This window comes from Streptomyces sp. NPDC002265 (assembly GCF_040296125.1).
Taxonomy (GTDB): domain Bacteria; phylum Actinomycetota; class Actinomycetes; order Streptomycetales; family Streptomycetaceae; genus Streptomyces.
On sequence record NZ_JBEOWS010000003.1, the window covers coordinates 74,135 to 90,078 of the forward strand.

General features: G+C 73.9%; 16 protein-coding genes. 9 read left to right on the forward strand and 7 right to left on the reverse strand.

Features of this window, described 5'->3' with window-relative positions; all coding sequences use genetic code 11:
* Positions 1 to 219 precede the first annotated feature (219 nt).
* Positions 220 to 762 carry a hypothetical protein gene (locus ABT085_RS01150; protein WP_351600216.1) on the reverse strand — a complete coding sequence of 181 codons (543 nt, stop codon included), beginning with the start codon at positions 760 to 762 and terminating at the stop codon, positions 220 to 222.
* A 236-nt stretch (positions 763 to 998) separates the two neighbouring features.
* Here ABT085_RS01150 and ABT085_RS01155 point away from each other — a divergent pair, with 236 nt between their 5' ends.
* Entirely contained in the window at positions 999 to 2,642 is a 1,644-nt protein-coding gene (locus tag ABT085_RS01155; RefSeq protein WP_351600218.1) for a DNA repair helicase XPB, read from the forward strand.
* Here the strand turns inward: ABT085_RS01155 and ABT085_RS01160 are convergent.
* Both ABT085_RS01160 and ABT085_RS01165 read right to left on the reverse strand, forming a co-directional pair.
* On the reverse strand, positions 2,600 to 3,868 hold the full coding sequence (locus ABT085_RS01160) for a glycosyltransferase 87 family protein (RefSeq protein WP_351600220.1): 1,269 nt from the start codon (positions 3,866 to 3,868) through the stop codon (positions 2,600 to 2,602). The two genes, ABT085_RS01155 and ABT085_RS01160, sit on opposite strands and share 43 nt — an antisense overlap.
* A gap of 17 nt (positions 3,869 to 3,885) precedes the next feature.
* A complete protein-coding gene (locus ABT085_RS01165; protein ID WP_351600222.1) occupies positions 3,886 to 4,065 on the reverse strand; it encodes a hypothetical protein in 180 nt (59 codons plus the stop codon).
* A gap of 325 nt (positions 4,066 to 4,390) precedes the next feature.
* Between ABT085_RS01165 and ABT085_RS01170 the strand changes: the two genes are divergently transcribed.
* Positions 4,391 to 6,460, forward strand: coding sequence for a HelD family protein (locus ABT085_RS01170; protein WP_351600223.1), 2,070 nt, complete (start codon positions 4,391 to 4,393; stop codon positions 6,458 to 6,460).
* Between the two features lie 14 nt (positions 6,461 to 6,474).
* On the opposite strand, the gene ABT085_RS01175 is transcribed toward ABT085_RS01170, so the two are convergent.
* Together ABT085_RS01175 and ABT085_RS01180 are read right to left on the reverse strand one after the other, a co-directional pair.
* Positions 6,475 to 7,167 carry a copper homeostasis protein CutC gene (locus ABT085_RS01175; protein ID WP_351600225.1) on the reverse strand — a complete coding sequence of 231 codons (693 nt, stop codon included), beginning with the start codon at positions 7,165 to 7,167 and terminating at the stop codon, positions 6,475 to 6,477.
* A gap of 140 nt (positions 7,168 to 7,307) precedes the next feature.
* Positions 7,308 to 7,979 carry a maleylpyruvate isomerase family mycothiol-dependent enzyme gene (locus ABT085_RS01180; RefSeq protein WP_351600227.1) on the reverse strand — a complete coding sequence of 224 codons (672 nt, stop codon included), beginning with the start codon at positions 7,977 to 7,979 and terminating at the stop codon, positions 7,308 to 7,310.
* 46 nt (positions 7,980 to 8,025) lie between these two features.
* Here ABT085_RS01180 and ABT085_RS01185 point away from each other — a divergent pair, with 46 nt between their 5' ends.
* From ABT085_RS01185 to ABT085_RS01195, 3 genes are all read left to right on the forward strand, one after another.
* Positions 8,026 to 8,724: an HD domain-containing protein gene (locus tag ABT085_RS01185; protein ID WP_351600229.1), complete on the forward strand. Its 699-nt coding sequence runs from the start codon at positions 8,026 to 8,028 to the stop codon at positions 8,722 to 8,724.
* Between the two features lie 52 nt (positions 8,725 to 8,776).
* The gene (locus tag ABT085_RS01190; RefSeq protein ID WP_351600251.1) at positions 8,777 to 9,838 is read left to right on the forward strand and encodes a GNAT family N-acetyltransferase; all 1,062 of its coding nucleotides are present in this window, start codon (positions 8,777 to 8,779) and stop codon (positions 9,836 to 9,838) included.
* A gap of 127 nt (positions 9,839 to 9,965) precedes the next feature.
* Positions 9,966 to 10,823, forward strand: coding sequence for a hypothetical protein (locus ABT085_RS01195; RefSeq protein WP_351600231.1), 858 nt, complete (start codon positions 9,966 to 9,968; stop codon positions 10,821 to 10,823).
* A gap of 6 nt (positions 10,824 to 10,829) precedes the next feature.
* Here ABT085_RS01195 and ABT085_RS01200 read toward each other — a convergent pair whose 3' ends face one another.
* Together ABT085_RS01200 and ABT085_RS01205 are read right to left on the reverse strand one after the other, a co-directional pair.
* Positions 10,830 to 11,099, reverse strand: coding sequence for a DUF4031 domain-containing protein (locus ABT085_RS01200; protein ID WP_351600233.1), 270 nt, complete (start codon positions 11,097 to 11,099; stop codon positions 10,830 to 10,832).
* 55 nt (positions 11,100 to 11,154) lie between these two features.
* Positions 11,155 to 11,538 carry a DUF8819 family protein gene (locus tag ABT085_RS01205; RefSeq protein WP_351600235.1) on the reverse strand — a complete coding sequence of 128 codons (384 nt, stop codon included), beginning with the start codon at positions 11,536 to 11,538 and terminating at the stop codon, positions 11,155 to 11,157.
* A gap of 55 nt (positions 11,539 to 11,593) precedes the next feature.
* Here ABT085_RS01205 and ABT085_RS01210 point away from each other — a divergent pair, with 55 nt between their 5' ends.
* The 4 genes from ABT085_RS01210 (at position 11,594) to ABT085_RS01225 (ending at position 15,842) form a co-directional block, all read left to right on the forward strand.
* Entirely contained in the window at positions 11,594 to 12,514 is a 921-nt protein-coding gene (locus ABT085_RS01210; protein WP_351600237.1) for a MurR/RpiR family transcriptional regulator, read from the forward strand.
* A 122-nt stretch (positions 12,515 to 12,636) separates the two neighbouring features.
* On the forward strand, positions 12,637 to 13,572 hold the full coding sequence (gene murQ / locus ABT085_RS01215) for an N-acetylmuramic acid 6-phosphate etherase (protein ID WP_351600239.1): 936 nt from the start codon (positions 12,637 to 12,639) through the stop codon (positions 13,570 to 13,572).
* A gap of 16 nt (positions 13,573 to 13,588) precedes the next feature.
* A complete protein-coding gene (locus ABT085_RS01220; RefSeq protein ID WP_351600241.1) occupies positions 13,589 to 15,208 on the forward strand; it encodes a PTS transporter subunit EIIC in 1,620 nt (539 codons plus the stop codon).
* 67 nt (positions 15,209 to 15,275) lie between these two features.
* A complete protein-coding gene (locus ABT085_RS01225) occupies positions 15,276 to 15,842 on the forward strand; it encodes a hypothetical protein (protein ID WP_351600243.1) in 567 nt (188 codons plus the stop codon).
* Positions 15,843 to 15,944: the final 102 nt, after the last annotated feature.

Consider the following 15,944-nt stretch of genomic DNA (forward strand, 5'->3'; position numbering starts at 1 on the left):
CGTGCCCGGTCCACACGTGGCCGGTCCACACGTGGCCGGTGGCCGCGTGCCCGGTAGTCACGTGCCCGGTAGTCGCGTACGCGGACCTCACGTGCCCGGTCCACACGTGGCCGGTCCACACGTGGCCGGTGGCCGCGTGCCCGGTAGTCACGTGCCCGGTAGTCGCGTACGCGGACCTCACGTGCGCGGTCCTCACGTGCGCGGACCCGGCGTACGCGGTCAGCAGTCCTCCACGCGGGCGCCCTCGGGCAGGCCGAAGTGCCTGCGGGCGGCGGCCTCCAGCGCCGAGGGCCGGTCGGCGCCGTCGAGCACGGACCGGGCGGCGAACCCGAAGTGGTCCGCTTCCCACTCCCCGTATCCGGCGCCGTCCGGCGGTTCCTCCTGGGACACCACGCGGTAGCCGCCGTCCGGCTCCCGCTCCAGCCGGACCACCTGCGGGACATGGGAGCCGCTGCACTCCACCAGAGCGCCGCCGCGCACCCCGTACTCCATGCACAGCGTGTCCACACCGGCCCGGATCCGGTCCCCGCGCCGCTCCATCTCCAGCGCCTTCGCCCGGCAGAACCACCGTGCCTCCAGCTCGGGCACGCTCTCCCCGTACCCGCTGCCCTGCGACTGCGCCACCAGCCGGGCCTCGATCACGGGCCCCACCTCGTCCCACAGCCGCGTGTCGATGTCCGCGGGACGCGTCATGACCCACGAGCCCGTCGCCACCAGCACCGCCGCGGCTCCCACGCCGGTGCCCCATCTGCGTACCGACATTCCGTGAGCTCCTCACCGCGCCGCCGGGACCGCGCCGCTTCGTCCAGGTCAGACAGCCGCCGGGCGGACAGGGTTGCGCGGGAGAATGAAGAAACCACTTTTCACAACGGTCCGGACATCTCCGTCGGCCGCGCCCCGGGCACCGGCGGACCTTCGTCCGGGACCGACCGCGCCGACGGCCGGTAGGGCACACTGGACGTTTGGCCATGCCGCGCCATCCAGAAAGGCAGCCCCGCGTGAACGGTCCGCTGATCGTCCAGTCCGACAAGACCCTGCTCCTCGAAGTCGACCACGAGCAGGCCGACGACTGCCGCCGGGCCATCGCCCCGTTCGCGGAGCTGGAGCGGGCGCCGGAGCACATCCACACCTACCGGCTTACCCCGCTCGGCCTGTGGAACGCGCGGGCCGCCGGCCACGACGCCGAGCAGGTCGTGGACGCGCTCGTGCACTACAGCCGCTACCCCGTGCCGCACGCGCTGCTCGTCGACATCGCGGAGACGATGGACCGCTACGGCCGGCTGACGCTGTCCAAGGACCCCGCGCACGGGCTGGTCCTGACCACCACCGACCGGCCGGTGCTGGAGGAGGTGCTGCGCTCCAAGCGGATCGCCCCGCTGGTGGGCGCCCGCATCGACCCCGACACGGTCGTCGTGCACCCCTCCGAGCGCGGGCAGATCAAGCAGACGCTGCTGAAGCTGGGCTGGCCGGCCGAGGACCTCGCCGGGTACGTCGACGGCGAGGCGCACCCGATCGAGCTGGCCGAGGACGGCTGGGCGCTGCGGCCGTACCAGAAGCAGGCCGTGGAGAACTTCTGGCACGGCGGCAGCGGTGTCGTCGTGCTGCCGTGCGGCGCGGGCAAGACGCTGGTCGGGGCCGGGGCGATGGCGCAGGCCTCGTCGACCACGCTGATCCTCGTCACCAACACCGTCTCCGCCCGGCAGTGGAAGCACGAGCTGGTGAAACGGACCTCGCTCACCGAGGACGAGATCGGCGAGTACAGCGGCACGCGCAAGGAGATCCGGCCCGTCACCATCGCCACGTACCAGGTGCTCACCACCCGGCGTAAGGGCGTCTACCCGCACCTGGAGCTGTTCGACTCCCGGGACTGGGGGCTGATCGTCTACGACGAGGTGCATCTGCTGCCCGCGCCCGTCTTCAAGTTCACCGCCGACCTCCAGGCCCGGCGCCGGCTCGGGCTCACCGCGACCCTGGTGCGCGAGGACGGCCGCGAGTCGGACGTGTTCTCGCTGATCGGGCCCAAGCGGTTCGACGCGCCGTGGAAGGAGATCGAGGCGCAGGGCTACATCGCGCCCGCGGACTGTGTCGAGGTCCGGGTGAACCTCACCGACTCCGAGCGGCTGGCCTACGCGACCGCCGAGGCCGAGGAGAAGTACCGCTTCTGCGCCACGACCGCGACGAAGCGGAAGGTGACCGAGGCGATCGTGCGGCGCTTCGCCGGCCAGCAGATCCTCGTCATCGGCCAGTACATCGACCAGCTCGACGAGCTGGGCGAGCACCTGAACGCGCCCGTGATCAAGGGCGAGACGTCGAACGCACAGCGCGAGAAGCTCTTCGACGCCTTCCGCGAGGGCGAGATCAGCGTGCTGGTGGTGTCGAAGGTGGCCAACTTCTCCATCGACCTGCCGGAGGCCACCGTCGCCATCCAGGTCTCGGGCACGTTCGGCTCGCGGCAGGAGGAGGCCCAGCGGCTGGGCCGGGTGCTGCGGCCCAAGGCCGACGGCCACCAGGCCCACTTCTACTCGGTCGTCGCCCGCGACACGATCGACCAGGACTTCGCGGCGCACCGCCAGCGGTTCCTCGCCGAGCAGGGCTACTCCTACCGGATCGTGGACGCGGACGAGCTGCTGTCGGAGGGCTGACGGGGACGCTCCGCGGGGGCCGGGGCCGGATCCGGAGCCGGCTGGCCCCGCCGGGCCGGGACCTGGGGCCGGGCCGCCGTCCCGGGCCACCACGGGTCTTCGGGGACCGGGGCGGCCCGCCGTCCACGGCAGGCCGCGCCCGCCAGCAGCACACAGCCCAGCAGCGGATACGGCGCCGCCAGCGGCTGCTGCCACCAGGGCAACCGCAGGTCCAGATCGCCCTGGTGCGGCAGCAGCCACATCGTGCGGGCGGTGAACAGCGCGGTGGTCAGCAGCGCCGTACGCAGGTGTCCGTCCGCCAGCAGTACGGCGATCAGCGGGACGCACCACACCCAGTGGTGGGACCAGCTGACCGGCGACACCAGCAGCGCGGTGAACGCGGTGAGCAGCACCGCGTGCCGCTCCCGTGCGGCACGCGCGGCGAGCCACAGGCCGCAGACGGCGACGGCGAGCGCGGGGAGCGCCCAGGCGGGGCCGGGCGCCGGGTCGCCGAGGAGGCGGGCCGTCAGGCCCTGGAGGGACTGGTTGTCGACGATCCAGGGCTTGCCGACGCGGCCGGTGTCGTAGAGGCGGCGGGTCCAGAAGTCGGCGCTGGCAGCGGGCAGCGCCAGGGCGCCGAGCAGGGCGGTGGCGCCGGACGCGGCCGTCGCGGTGGCCGCCTCCCGGCGCCTGCCGCGCAGCAGCAGGTGCACGACGAAGAGCGCGGGGGTGAGTTTGATCCCCGCCGCGACACCGAGGGCGACGCCCCGGCCAGGGGCGCCCGGCGGGCGGGTGAGGTCCCACAGCACCAGGACGGTCACGACCAGGTTGACCTGGCCGAACAGCACGGTCTGGAAGACCGGCTCCAGCCAGAGCGCCAGGGCCGTGGCGGCGCACAGGGCGGAGGATCCGAGCGGACGGCCCGCGAGCCGGGCGGAGAGCTGGACCAGCCGGGCGAGCAGCAGCGCATTGCCCGCGAGGAACGCCGCCTTCACCACGGGGACGGGCAGCCAGGCCGCCGGGGTGAACAGCAGCGCCGCGAAGGGCGGGTAGGTGGCCGGGAGGTGCCACCGGGTGACGGTGAAGCCGTAGAGATCGCCGCCACCGTCCAGGACGGCCGCGCCCTCGGCGCGGTAGACCAGCGCGTCGGCCATCGGGGCGCGCTGCACCACGCACAGGGCGACGAAGGCGGCGAGGGAGACCGCCAGCAGCAGAAGGGAGGTTGCGGAGGGTGATCGACGGGTCACGCAGTGACCCTAGGATGTCATTTGTGGCGGACGCCCGCCTCCTCGCCGTACTCCCCGAGGATGACCACGTCGAAGGCCGCCCCCAGGAACACCTTCACGGCGCGCAGGGCGTCGCCGAAGCGGTGCGGATGGCTCCCGGTGAGCGGGGTGGCCCCGGAGGGGCGGTTCGGCACTGGGGTGACGATGGCTGCACTCATATCTCCATAGTGGCCTTCCCTGGACGAAAGGGGCATCGGACGAGAGGTCGAGCCCGTACCGTCCCCGCGTACACCCGTGGGCCGAGCGGACGCCTCCGGGGCGGAGGGGATGTCCCCTAGGGGAGACCTGGAACCTCCTGGGCCTGCGGGAGGCTCGCGGAAAACCGTTCGCTTCCGGACGGCCCGCTCGCCTACAATCTCCGCTCTTGCCCGCCTCCCTCCCGGAGCGCGGCCGGCCGGACGGAAACCGGGCGGCATCCCCGTGGCCACTCACCGGCCACGGCGCACCAGTCGTCATCCCGCAGCAGGCCCCGGAGGCACTCCCTTGTCCACGCCGTCCGCCGACGATCCCCTCTCCCGCGAGCGCGCCCACCTCACCTCGTCCCGGTCCGCGCTGCGCGCGATGCGCGAGGACGTCGAGTCCCTCGACATCCGCGACGTCACCGCGAACTGGGTCAACGCCGAGGTCCTCGCCCGCCAGATCGACGACCGCATCAAGGCGCTGGCCGACCTCAGCGACACCCCGCTGTTCTTCGGCCGGCTCGACTACCTGCACGCGCCCGGCGCCGAGCAGGCCGAGGGCGCGGAGGGCGAGCAGTTCTACATCGGGCGCCGGCACGTGCACGACGGGGACGGCGACCCGATGGTGATCGACTGGCGTGCGCCGGTCTCGCAGCCGTTCTACCGGGCGTCCAAGAAGGACCCGATGGACGTCGGGCTGCGCCGTCGCTTCGGGTACACGGGCGGCGACCTCACGGCGTACGAGGACGAGCACCTCTCGGACCCCGCCGAGACGGCGCGCACCAGCAAGCTGCTCCAGCAGGAGATCGAGCGTCCGCGTGTCGGGCCGATGCGCGACATCGTGGCCACCATCCAGCCCGAGCAGGACGAGATCGTGCGCAGCGGGCTGGGCGGGACGGTCTGTGTGCAGGGCGGTCCGGGGACCGGGAAGACGGCCGTCGGCCTGCACCGTGTCGCCTACCTCCTGTACGCCCACCGGGAGCGGCTCGCCCGCACCGGCACCCTGGTCATCGGACCGAACCGGTCCTTCCTGAACTACATCGAGCAGGTGCTGCCCGCGCTGGGCGAGCTGACGGTCCGGCAGGCCACGGTCGACGACCTGGTGGGCCAGGTGGAGATCCGGGGCACGGACGACGCGACGGCCGCGGTCGTCAAGGGTGACGCCCGGATGGCCGAGGTGCTCAGGCGGGCCCTGTACTCCCATGTCACGCTGCCCACCGAGCCGGTCATGGTGGTGCGCGGCTCCCGGCGCTGGCGCGTACCCGCGTACGAACTGGAGGACATCGTCCGCGAGTTGCTGGCGCGCGACATGCGCTACGGCGCCGCCCGCGAGGCTCTGCCGCAGCGTGTCGCGCACGCGGTGCTGGTGCAGATGGAGCGGTCGGGCGAGGCGCCGGACGACCGGGTGCAGGACGCGGTGGCCCGCAACACCGCGGTGAAGGCGGCGGTGAAGGAGCTCTGGCCGCTCGTCGACCCGGCGAAGCTCGTGCTGCGGCTGCTGGCGGAGGCGGACTTCCTCGCCGAGCACGCGGCCGGGATCCTCACCGAGGAGGAGCAGAAGGCGATCCTGTGGGCGAAGCCCGCACGGAGCGTCAGGGCGGCCAAGTGGTCCCTGGCCGACGCGGTGTTGATCGACGAGGCGACCGACCTGACCCAGCGGACGCACTCCCTGGGGCATGTGGTGCTGGACGAGGCGCAGGACCTCTCGCCCATGCAGTACCGGGCGGTGGGCAGGCGCTGCACCACCGGTTCGGCGACCGTGCTCGGCGATCTGGCGCAGGGCACCACCCCGTGGGCGACCCGGAGTTGGGACGAGGCGCTGACGCACCTCGGCAAGTCGGACGGCGTGGTCGAGGAGCTGACCGCCGGTTTCCGCGTACCGACGGACGTCATCACGTACGCCTCCCGGCTGCTGCCGCACATCGCCCCGGGGCTGACCCCGGTCGCGTCGGTCCGCGAGAACCCCGGCTTCTTCGATCTGCGCCCGGTCACCGGCACCGGTGAAGTGGTCGCGGCCTGCACGGAGTTGCTGGGCAACGAGGGCTCGACCGGCCTGATCGCGGCCGACGCCCGGATCCCGGCGCTCGCCGAGGCGCTCACGGCGGCCGGGCTCGGGTATCTGGCGCCCGGCGAGGAGACGACCCGGCAGACCCGGCTGACCCTGGTCCCGGCCTCGCTCGCCAAGGGCCTGGAGTACGACTACGTGGTCCTGGACGAGCCGCAGGCCGTGGTGGACGGCGAACCGGACGAGCGCACCGGGCTGCGCCGTCTGTACGTGGCGCTGACCCGGGCGGTGTCGGGACTGATCGTCACGCACGCGGCCCCGCTGCCCGGCCAGCTCACCGGCTCACCGGCCGATCTGCCGGCCGGCTGACCGGCCGGCCGGCGTCACTGCCCGTCGACCGCCCGCCGCCACTCCTCGACCGCGGTGGCCGACACCGGGCCCGACCAGCCGTCCGGCCGGGCCGCGCCGCCGATGTGGAAGCCGTCGATCCGTGCGGCGAGCAGCGTCGGCACATGGTCGAGCCGCAGGCCGCCGCCGACGAGGAGCCGCGGCTCGTAGCCGGGTTCCCCGCTTCGGGCCGCCTCGGCCAGCAGCGTGGGCAGACCGTCGTCGACGCCGTGCGGCGAACCGGCGGTGAGGTAGGTGTCCAGTCCGGGCAGGCCGTCGAGCTGCTTGCGCAGGGCGTCCCGGTCGGCGGCGCGGTCGACGGCCCGGTGGAAGGTCCAGGCGGCGCCGTCCAGTTCGCCGACGATCCGCTCGACCGCGTCCAGGTCGACGCCGCCGTGCCCGTCGAGGAAGCCGAGCACGAACTCGGTGGCCCCGGCCGCCCGCAGCTCGCGGGCGGCCTGCGCCAGCCGGTCGAGGTCCCCGGCCGCGAAGCCGTCCGTGAGCCGGAGCATCACGCGCAGATCGATGTCGACGGCGGCCCTGATCCCGGCGAAGGTCCGCACCGGCGGGGTGAGCCCGTCGGCGGCCATGTCGGTGACCAGCTCAAGGCGGTCCGCGCCTCCGGCCTGGGCGGCGACCGCGTCCACGGCGTCGAGGGCGATCACCTCCAGGACTGCACGCGTGCTCATAGGTCCCCTTCTCTTGGGCTGCCCGGATTCCCGGGCCCCCGGCGCGACTACAGGTCTAGTCCAATCTCAGGGTACGCCCACCTGCCCGGCGGCCGCGAGAGCGCGGCGGCCCGCGCCGACGGCCCGCTCCGCCGCCGGGGTCAGCCGAAGAGGTTCAGTTCCCCTTCCGGCGCACCGGCCAGTTCGTACGAGCCGCTGCGCACCGGACGCCCCGTGTACAGCCGTACGAGGACGGTGGCGTCGCCGATGTAGCGCGCCGGGGTGCGCCCGGCCCGGTGATCGCCGAGGGCCAGCGGTTCGTCCACGTCGTCGAGGTCGGCGTGCATCGGCAGCCGGCCGCGCTCACGGCTGATCCGGGCGAGGAGCGCGAGCGCGTACGGCAGTCCGTCCCCGGCGTACGCCCCCGGCTCCCCGAGCGCCTCGCGTACGTCCCCGGCGTGCACCCACTCCCCCAGCGCGATCCCGTCGAGCCTGCCGTCGGTCCGGGCGATCACCGGGCCCGCCTCGGTCATCCCGCGCTCCAGCTCGTCGACGACCTGCGCGTTCGTCCACCCGGCGCGCTCGGCGATGTCACGGTCGTTGGACTCGGGCGAGAACACGCCCTCCTCGAACCGGCCCTCCACCACCCGGCTCAACACGGCCGCGGCGTGCGCGAGCACATCCCGCACCGTCCAGCCCGGACACGCCGCGGTGGGCAGCGCGAAGTCCTCGTCCTTCCTGGTCCGCAGCAGCGGGATCAGCGCGTCCCGCTCGATCGTCAGGAGCTGCCCGGGCAGCTCGGGGTCCCGTTCGCCTGATGTCCAGTCAGTCATGCCTACACGCTAGGCCGCCGTCGGCCCCCCACGGGAGAATGGCCCCATGACTGATCCCACCGGTCCCGTCGACCCCGGCGGTCGCGTCGGCCCCGTCGACCCCGGCGCTCTGCACGCCCTGCGCTCCCGCTGGCTGCCCACCCTGCTCGCGGCCCGGGAGGGCGCCGCTCACCCCGACCCGTGGCCGTACGCCGACGAGCTGCTGCGCCGCTGGTCGGAGCCGCAGCGCAGGTACCACACGGTCACCCATCTGACTGCGGTGCTGGACCACGTCGACACGCTGGAGGAGTACGCCGACGACCCCGCCGCGGTGCGGCTGGCCGCCTGGTTCCACGACGCGGTCTACCTGCCCGAGCGGTCGGAGAACGAGGAGCGCTCCGCCCGCCTCGCCGAACGCGCGCTCCCCGAGGCAGGCGTCGGCGCCGCGCGCACGGCCGAGGTCGCCCGGCTGGTCCGGCTGACCGTCGGCCACGACCCGGCCGAGGACGACCGCAACGGCCAGGTGCTGTGCGACGCCGACCTCGCGGTGCTGGCCGGGCCGCCCGCCGCGTACGCCGCCTACACGGCCGCCGTCCGCCAGGAGTACCACTTCGTCCCGGACGACGCCTTCCGCGCGGGCAGGTCGGCGATCCTGCGCCAACTCCTCGACCTGCCAAGGCTGTTCCGCACCCCGTTCGCCACCGGGCACTGGGAGGCCACGGCGCGTCACAACCTCCGCTCGGAGCTGGAAATGCTGTCGCTCTGAGGACGGCCCCGCCCCTACGCTGCCCCCCATGCATGCATGGGGCGGGGAACAGATGGAAGAGGCCGTCGCGGGCTGTGTCGCGACGCTGGGCAAGGCCGTGGACACGGACTGGACCGCGGTGAAGGCCGGCCGGCTGGAGTGGGACTGCCGGGAGACGGCCGCGCACGTCGCGGGCGCCCTCCTCGCCTACGCCGGACAGCTGGCGGGCCGGGCGCAGCAGCGGTACGTCCCCTTCGAGATCACCCTCGACGGGGACGAGGACGGACTCGACCCGACGGACAACGCCGGTGTCCTTCAGGTCCTGGAGACGACCGGCGCCCTGCTCGTCGCCACCCTGCGCACCACCCCGCGCGAGGTCCGCGCCTTCCACCCGTTCCCGTTCCGCAGCGCGAACCGCGAGGGCTTCGCCGCGATGGGCGTCACCGAGGTGCTGCTGCACACCCACGACATCGCCGAAGGTCTCGGGATCGGCTACGAGCCCTCCCCCGACCTCGCCGAGGCCGTCCTCACCCGGATCTTCCCGCAGGTCCGGCCGGGCCCGACGCCCTGGGCCACCCTGCTGTGGGCCACCGGCCGCGGCGACCTGGCCGGGCGCGCGCCCGTCACCGACTGGCGCTGGAGCAACAACCTCGTCGTACCGGCCGCACGTCTCACCCTCCAGGGCATCACCCCCGCCGCCGCCCGCGACCTGCGCCAGGGCGGCGACGGCGGGTTCGAGTGGATCGAGGGCGGCCCGTTCGAGGGGACGCGGGACGCCGCCGGGATGCTGGTGAAGGCGTACGAGGCCGGGGTGCACCGGCCCGAGTGGGGCGTGTTCGCCCTCGTGCGCACCGAGGACGGCCGCGCGGTCGGCGGCATGGGCTTCCACGGCGCCCCCGACGAGCAGGGGCGCGCGGAGATCGGCTACGACCTCGTCGAGGGCGCGCGCGGCCAGGGCTACGCCACCGAGGCGCTGCGCGCGCTGTCGCAGTGGGCGCTGGACCGTGACGACGTACGCTCCGTGTTCGCGACCGTCGACCGGGACAACGCCCCGTCGCAGGGCGTGCTCGAACGGGCCGGATTCACACAGGTCGGCGAAGGCGAGGCGGAGTACGCGTATGAGCTGCGCGACTGACCTGGACCTGGCGTAGGGGGATCCGATCTTCGCGCTTTCCCTCCCCGGGCTTCCGAACGGTCCCGAATAATTCCGGTACGGCCGTGCTGTCCGCGGTCGTACGCGTCGGGGGAAGCGGGGAGATGTCATGAGCCGGAACGGCCGGTACGCACCACCGGAGCCGCCCGGCCCCCCGCTTCCGGACCCCGACGCCCATCGGCTGGCACGGTGGGGCGTGCGCTGGACCGTCATCGGAGTGGTGATCAGTACGGTGCTCGCCGTGGTGGGCCTGTACCAAACGGGAAGGTTCGGCGGGGAAGGCACGCAGGGGGGCGGCACGACCGGCTCCAGCAGCTCCGCCGGCACGGCCACCGGTGGCCGGGGGGGCGCGTCGGGCGACGGCGGCACATCGGACTCGGGCGGCACATCGGACGACGGCGGCGGGACCGGCGATGGTACGACCGGCGACGGCGGGACCTCCGACGCCGGCAGCACGACCGACTCCGGGGGCGCGTCCGGCGACGACGGAAGCTCCGGCGACGGCGGCGCGGACGGCCTGACCGATGCCCAGCGCGAGCTGCGCGACTCGCTCAACAGCGACCAGTGGTCCCGCAAGAGCTGTGTGCCCGACCCATCGCCCGGCGCGAAGGCCTCCCTGCTCTGCACGGTGACCACCAAGGACGAGTACGGCATCCCGCGCACCGGCAAGGCGACCGTCGCGACGTACCCGTCCAAGTACGCCCGGGACGTCGTCTTCCAGAGCTTCGCCACCCGTGTACCGCCCGGCGACAACTGCCAGACACAGGCCACCGGGTCCGGCATCTGGAGCGAGAACGACACGCCCGACAAGGCCGGCGGCGACTTCGTCTGCTTCCTGACGGACTCCGGACAGCAGGTCATCCTCTGCAGTTACTACGACCGGCCCTCGCTCGTACAGATCACCGGTCCCGACCTGGCGAGCCTCACCGCCTGGTGGCGCACGATGGAGCCGGTGTTCACCGGCTGACGGTGTTCACCGGCCGACATCACCCTTGCGTCTGCGCAGGCCGGACAGCGTCAGCAGCCGCACCACCTCGCGGCTGCTGACCTCGACCGCACCGGCGGCGACCGCGTCGGCGTAGCGGTGCGAGGGAAGGTCGTAGTGGTCGCGCTCGAAGGCCCTCCGCGGCACGCCCAGCCCATCGGCGAACAGGTGCAGTTCGTCGTAGGAGGCATCGCTGACGACATGCGACCACACCCGGCCGTGGCCGGGCCAGGTGGGCGGATCGATGTAGATCGTCACGGGCGCGCCCCGCGAGTCCCCGGGAGCTCCGCCGCCGGTGTCCCGGTCCGGTCGCTCACGACGAGGGCGTCCCGTCCGTGGCCGACCCGAGCGCACCCACCGCCGCGACCTTCACGCCCGCCTGGTGGCACACCCAGTGCGGGTCGGGTCCGAGTTCCGGTTCGACGTCCAGGGCGTGCGGGTCGCCGGAGCCGCAGACCGGGCACAGCGGCCAGCGGCCGTACCGCTCCAGCAGCGCGTCCTGGACGTCCTGCGCGACCAGCCCGGCCACGTAGTCCAGGCCGTCCGGCCACTGCTCCACCCACCAGCGCCGCTGCACCACGGAGTCCTCGACCAGCGAGACCACGTCCGCCTCCGCCACCTGGCCGGCGACCAGGTCGGCGAGCACCAGGGCACGCGCGGCGTGCAGTGCCTTCTCCAGGGGGCTGATGGGGTCCATGCACCCATTGTGCGCACTCTTGACCCCGACACCGAGCCGAAAATATCTTTCAAGGGTGACCCAGGACGTGAAGGAAATTTTCGGAAGCTCCGGTTCACCCGTCGCCGGCCCGCCCGCCCCCGCCGCCCTCGCGGCCAAGGTCCGCACCCTCGCCCCCTCGATGACCCGCTCCATGCAGCGCGTCGCCGAGGCCGTCGCGGGCGATCCGGCCGGCTGCGCGGCGCTCACGGTCACCGGCCTGGCCGAACTCACCGGCACCAGCGAGGCGACCGTGGTGCGCACCGCCCGGCTGCTCGGCTACCCCGGCTACCGCGACCTGCGGCTCGCCCTCGCCGGCCTGGCCGCGCAGCAGCAGTCGGGACGGGCCCCCGCGATCACCACCGACATCGCGGTCGACGACCCGATCGCCGACGTGGTGGCCAAGCTCGCCTACGACGAGCAGCAGACCCTCGCCGACACCGCGGCCGGGCTCGACACCGTGCAGCTCGGCGCGGCGGTCGCCGCGGCCGCCGCCGCCCGCCGCATCGACGTGTACGGCATCGGGGCGTCCGGCCTGGTCGCCCAGGACCTCACCCAGAAGCTGCTGCGCATAGGGCTGATAGCGCACGCGCACAGCGACCCGCATCTCGCCGTCACCAACGCGGTGCAGCTGCGCGCGGGGGACGTGGCGATCGCGATCACGCACTCCGGGTCCACGGGCGATGTCATCGAACCGCTGCGGGTCGCGTTCGAACGCGGGGCGACGACGGTGGCGATCACCGGACGGCCCGCCGGTGCGGTCACCCAGTACGCCGATCACGTACTGACCACGTCCACGGCCCGGGAGAGTGAACTGCGGCCCGCGGCGATGTCCTCCCGTACCAGTCAACTGCTGGTGGTGGACTGTCTGTTCGTGGGGGTGGCGCAGCGGACGTACGACACGGCGGGTCCGGCGCTGGCCGCGTCGTACGAGGCGCTGGCCCACCGGCATCGGTAGACCTGGCCGCGGCACCGGCCACGGCGGGCGCCCCGCCCGCGGCGACGCGGGCGCGGTGGGAACGTCCACGACGCGCAGGACCGATCGATCGCCGACCCGCAGGACACGAAAGAGCCACAGCCATGACCTCCACGTCCCCCCGGCACGACCTCCGCTCCGAGCTGGAGAGCCTCACCACCGAGGCCTTCCGCCCGGAGCTCGCCGACATCGACCGGCTGCCCACCCTCGACATCGCCCGGATCATGAACGGCGAGGACACCTCCGTGCCCGCCGCGGTCGCCGCACGGCTGCCGGAGATCGCCGCCGCCATCGACGCCGTGGCGGAGCGGATGGCCCGGGGCGGGCGTCTGGTCTACGCCGGGGCCGGGACGGCCGGCCGGCTCGGCGTGCTGGACGCCTCCGAGTGCCCGCCCACCTTCGACACCCGGCCCGGCCAGGTCGTCGGCCTGATCGCGGGCGGCCCCGACGCCCTGGTCACCTCGGTCGAGGGCGCGGAGGACTCCGGGGAGCTGGCCCGGGCCGACCTCGACGCCCTCGCCCTGACCGCCGACGACACGGTGGTCGGCGTCTCGGCCTCCGGGCGCACCCCGTACGCGATCGGCGCCGTGGAGCACGCCCGGGCGCGCGGCGCGCTGACGATCGGGCTCGCCTGCAACGCGGGCAGCGCGCTGGCCGGTGCCGCCGAGCACGGCATCGAGATCGTCGTCGGGCCCGAACTGCTCACCGGCTCCACCCGGCTGAAGGCGGGCACGGCGCAGAAGCTGGTGCTCAACATGATCTCGACGATCACGATGATCCGGCTGGGCAAGACGTACGGGAACCTGATGGTCGACGTCCGCGCCTCGAACGAGAAGCTGCGCGCCCGTTCCCGCCGGATCGTCGCGCTCGCCACCGGCGCGAACGACCCGGAGATCGAGCGGGCGCTGACGGCCACCGGCGGCGAGGTGAAGCACGCGATCCTGGCGATCCTGGCCGGGGTGGACGGTCCGACGGCCGCCCGCCTTCTGGAGGAGTCGCACGGCCATCTGCGCGCCGCGCTGGCGGCGGCCGGGGGCTGAGCCGCACGCTCGACGGGTGCGCACCGATCCCGCCTCCACCGCCGCCGCGATCCTCCCTCTGGTCGGCGGCCCCGCCAACGTCACCTCCGTCGCCCACTGCATGACCCGGCTGCGGCTGGGGCTGACCGATCCCGCGCGGGTCGACGAGGCGGCGCTGCGCGCCCTGCCGGGTGTCCTCGGTGTCGTCGCCGACGGCACGTACCAGATCGTCCTGGGGCCGGGGGCGGTGGCACGGGTGACGGCTGAGTTCGAGGAGCTGGTGCGGGTCGCCGCGGCCGCCGATCCGACGGCCGGAAGCACGGCGGCGGATCCGGCGGCCGGAAGCACGGCGGTTGCGGATCCGGCGGCCCGGAGCACGGCGGCCGCGGATCCGGCGGCCCGGGGTGCCGTGCCGCCCGGGGAGCGGCGGCGCGCCGGCGCTCCCGCGAAGGCGGTGCTGCGCCGCGTGGCGGACATCTTCGTGCCGCTGATCCCGGCGCTGATCGGCTGCGGGGTGCTGGCGGGCGTGGCCGGGCTGCTGGTGAACAACGGCCTGCTGCCCGGCCTCGCCCCCGCCCTGTCGGCCGTCGCCTCCGCCTTCATGGCGCTGATCGCCGTGTTCGTCGGCCACAACACCGCGAAGGAGTTCGGCGGGACGCCGATCCTGGGCGGCGCGGTGGCGGCCGTGGTGGTCTACCCGGGCGTCGCGAAGGTGACGGTGTTCGGGACGGCCCTCGCCCCCGGCCAGGGCGGGGTGCTGGGGGCGCTCGCGGCGGCCCTGCTGGGCACGTACGTCGAGAAGTGGTGCCGCGGCCGGGTCCCGGACGCCCTGGACGTCCTGCTCACCCCGGCCGTCACGGTCCTGGTCGCCGGCCTGGCCACCCTGTACGGCCTGATGTACGCGGCCGGACAGGTCGCGGCGGCGATCGGCACGACCGCGAACTGGCTGCTGTCGACCACGGGCGCCTTCGCGGGCCTGGTCCTCGGCGGCCTGTTCCTGCCCCTGGTCATGCTGGGCCTGCACCAGGCGTTGATCCCCATCCACACCACCCTCATCGAGCAGCAGGGCAGCACGGTCCTGCTGCCCATCCTGGCGATGGCGGGCGCGGGCCAGGTGGGCGCGGCACTGGCGGTGTACGTCCGCCTGCGCCACGACACCTCCATCCGTACGACGATCAGATCGGCGCTCCCTGCAGGTCTGCTGGGCGTCGGCGAACCCCTGGTCTACGGCGTCTCCCTGCCCCTGGGCCGCCCGTTCCTGACCGCCTGTGCCGGTGGAGCGGCCGGCGGCGCCTTCATCGGCTGCTTCGCGATGCTCGGCGACCATGTGGGCGCGAAGGCGATCGGCCCGTCGGGCTGGGCCCTGTTCCCGCTGCTGGCCGGGAACAGGGGTGCGGCGCCGACGGCCGCGATCTACGCGGGCGGGCTGCTGACGGGGTACGCGGTCGGCTTCGCCGCGACCTATCTCTTCGGCCTCACCCACCTCGTCCGGACCACCGCCCCGACCGCCGCCCGGACGGCCGCACCGGCCGCCACCGGGACCACCGCCCAGACCCCCGCCCCGGTCTCCACCGGGACCACCGTCCAGGCCCCCGCCCCGGTCTCCGCCCGCGAGGACGGCCACCACCGGCGGACCTCCTCGTACCCTGGGGAGTGACCGTCGACCTTCCCTCCCCCGTCGGCATCACGCTCGACACCGAGAAGCCAAGGACTACGCCGACCCCATGAATCACGCCCAGCTCACGGCTCTCGGTCGTGCTCTCCGCCTGCTCGGCGAGCACGGGGAGGCCCTCGGCACCGACACGCCCGACGCCCGGCTGCACGAGGTCAGGGCGGATCTGCGGCGCGCCCTGGACCTGCTGGAGGAGAGCGTCACCACGGCCGCGCCCAGCACCCGGTGCGCCGAGCACCCGAACGGCCCGGTCGACACCTCCGCCCCCGACCTGTGCCTGCTGTGCGAGACCCGGCGCCGGGCCGCCCGCCGCTCCGAGTTCAGCGGCCCCGCCCCGGACCCGCAGCCCGCCACCGGCCCGTCCCGCTACGGGGTGCGCGCCGACCGGCCGCAGCCGCAGCAGCGCTGGCTTCCGGAGCTGTGGAACGGGCAGGAGTGGCAGCTGTGCGGCACCCCGCGCCGCGACCGCCGGGAGGCGGAGCTGTTCATCGCCGCCCAGCGGCGCGGCTCCCGGCCCGCGATGGCCTACCGGCTCGTGCACGAGTTCACCGACTACGAGGTGCTGCGCGTGTGGGGCACACCGGTGAAGGTCGACATCGAACCGCTCGGGAACCTCTGACCCCGTAATGCGCCGGACGCGGACGACGGACGGCCGCCGTCCCGTCGGTGCGGGGCGGCGGCCGTCCGGTGGGTGCGCGTGCTACGCCTTGGCTCCGGAGAC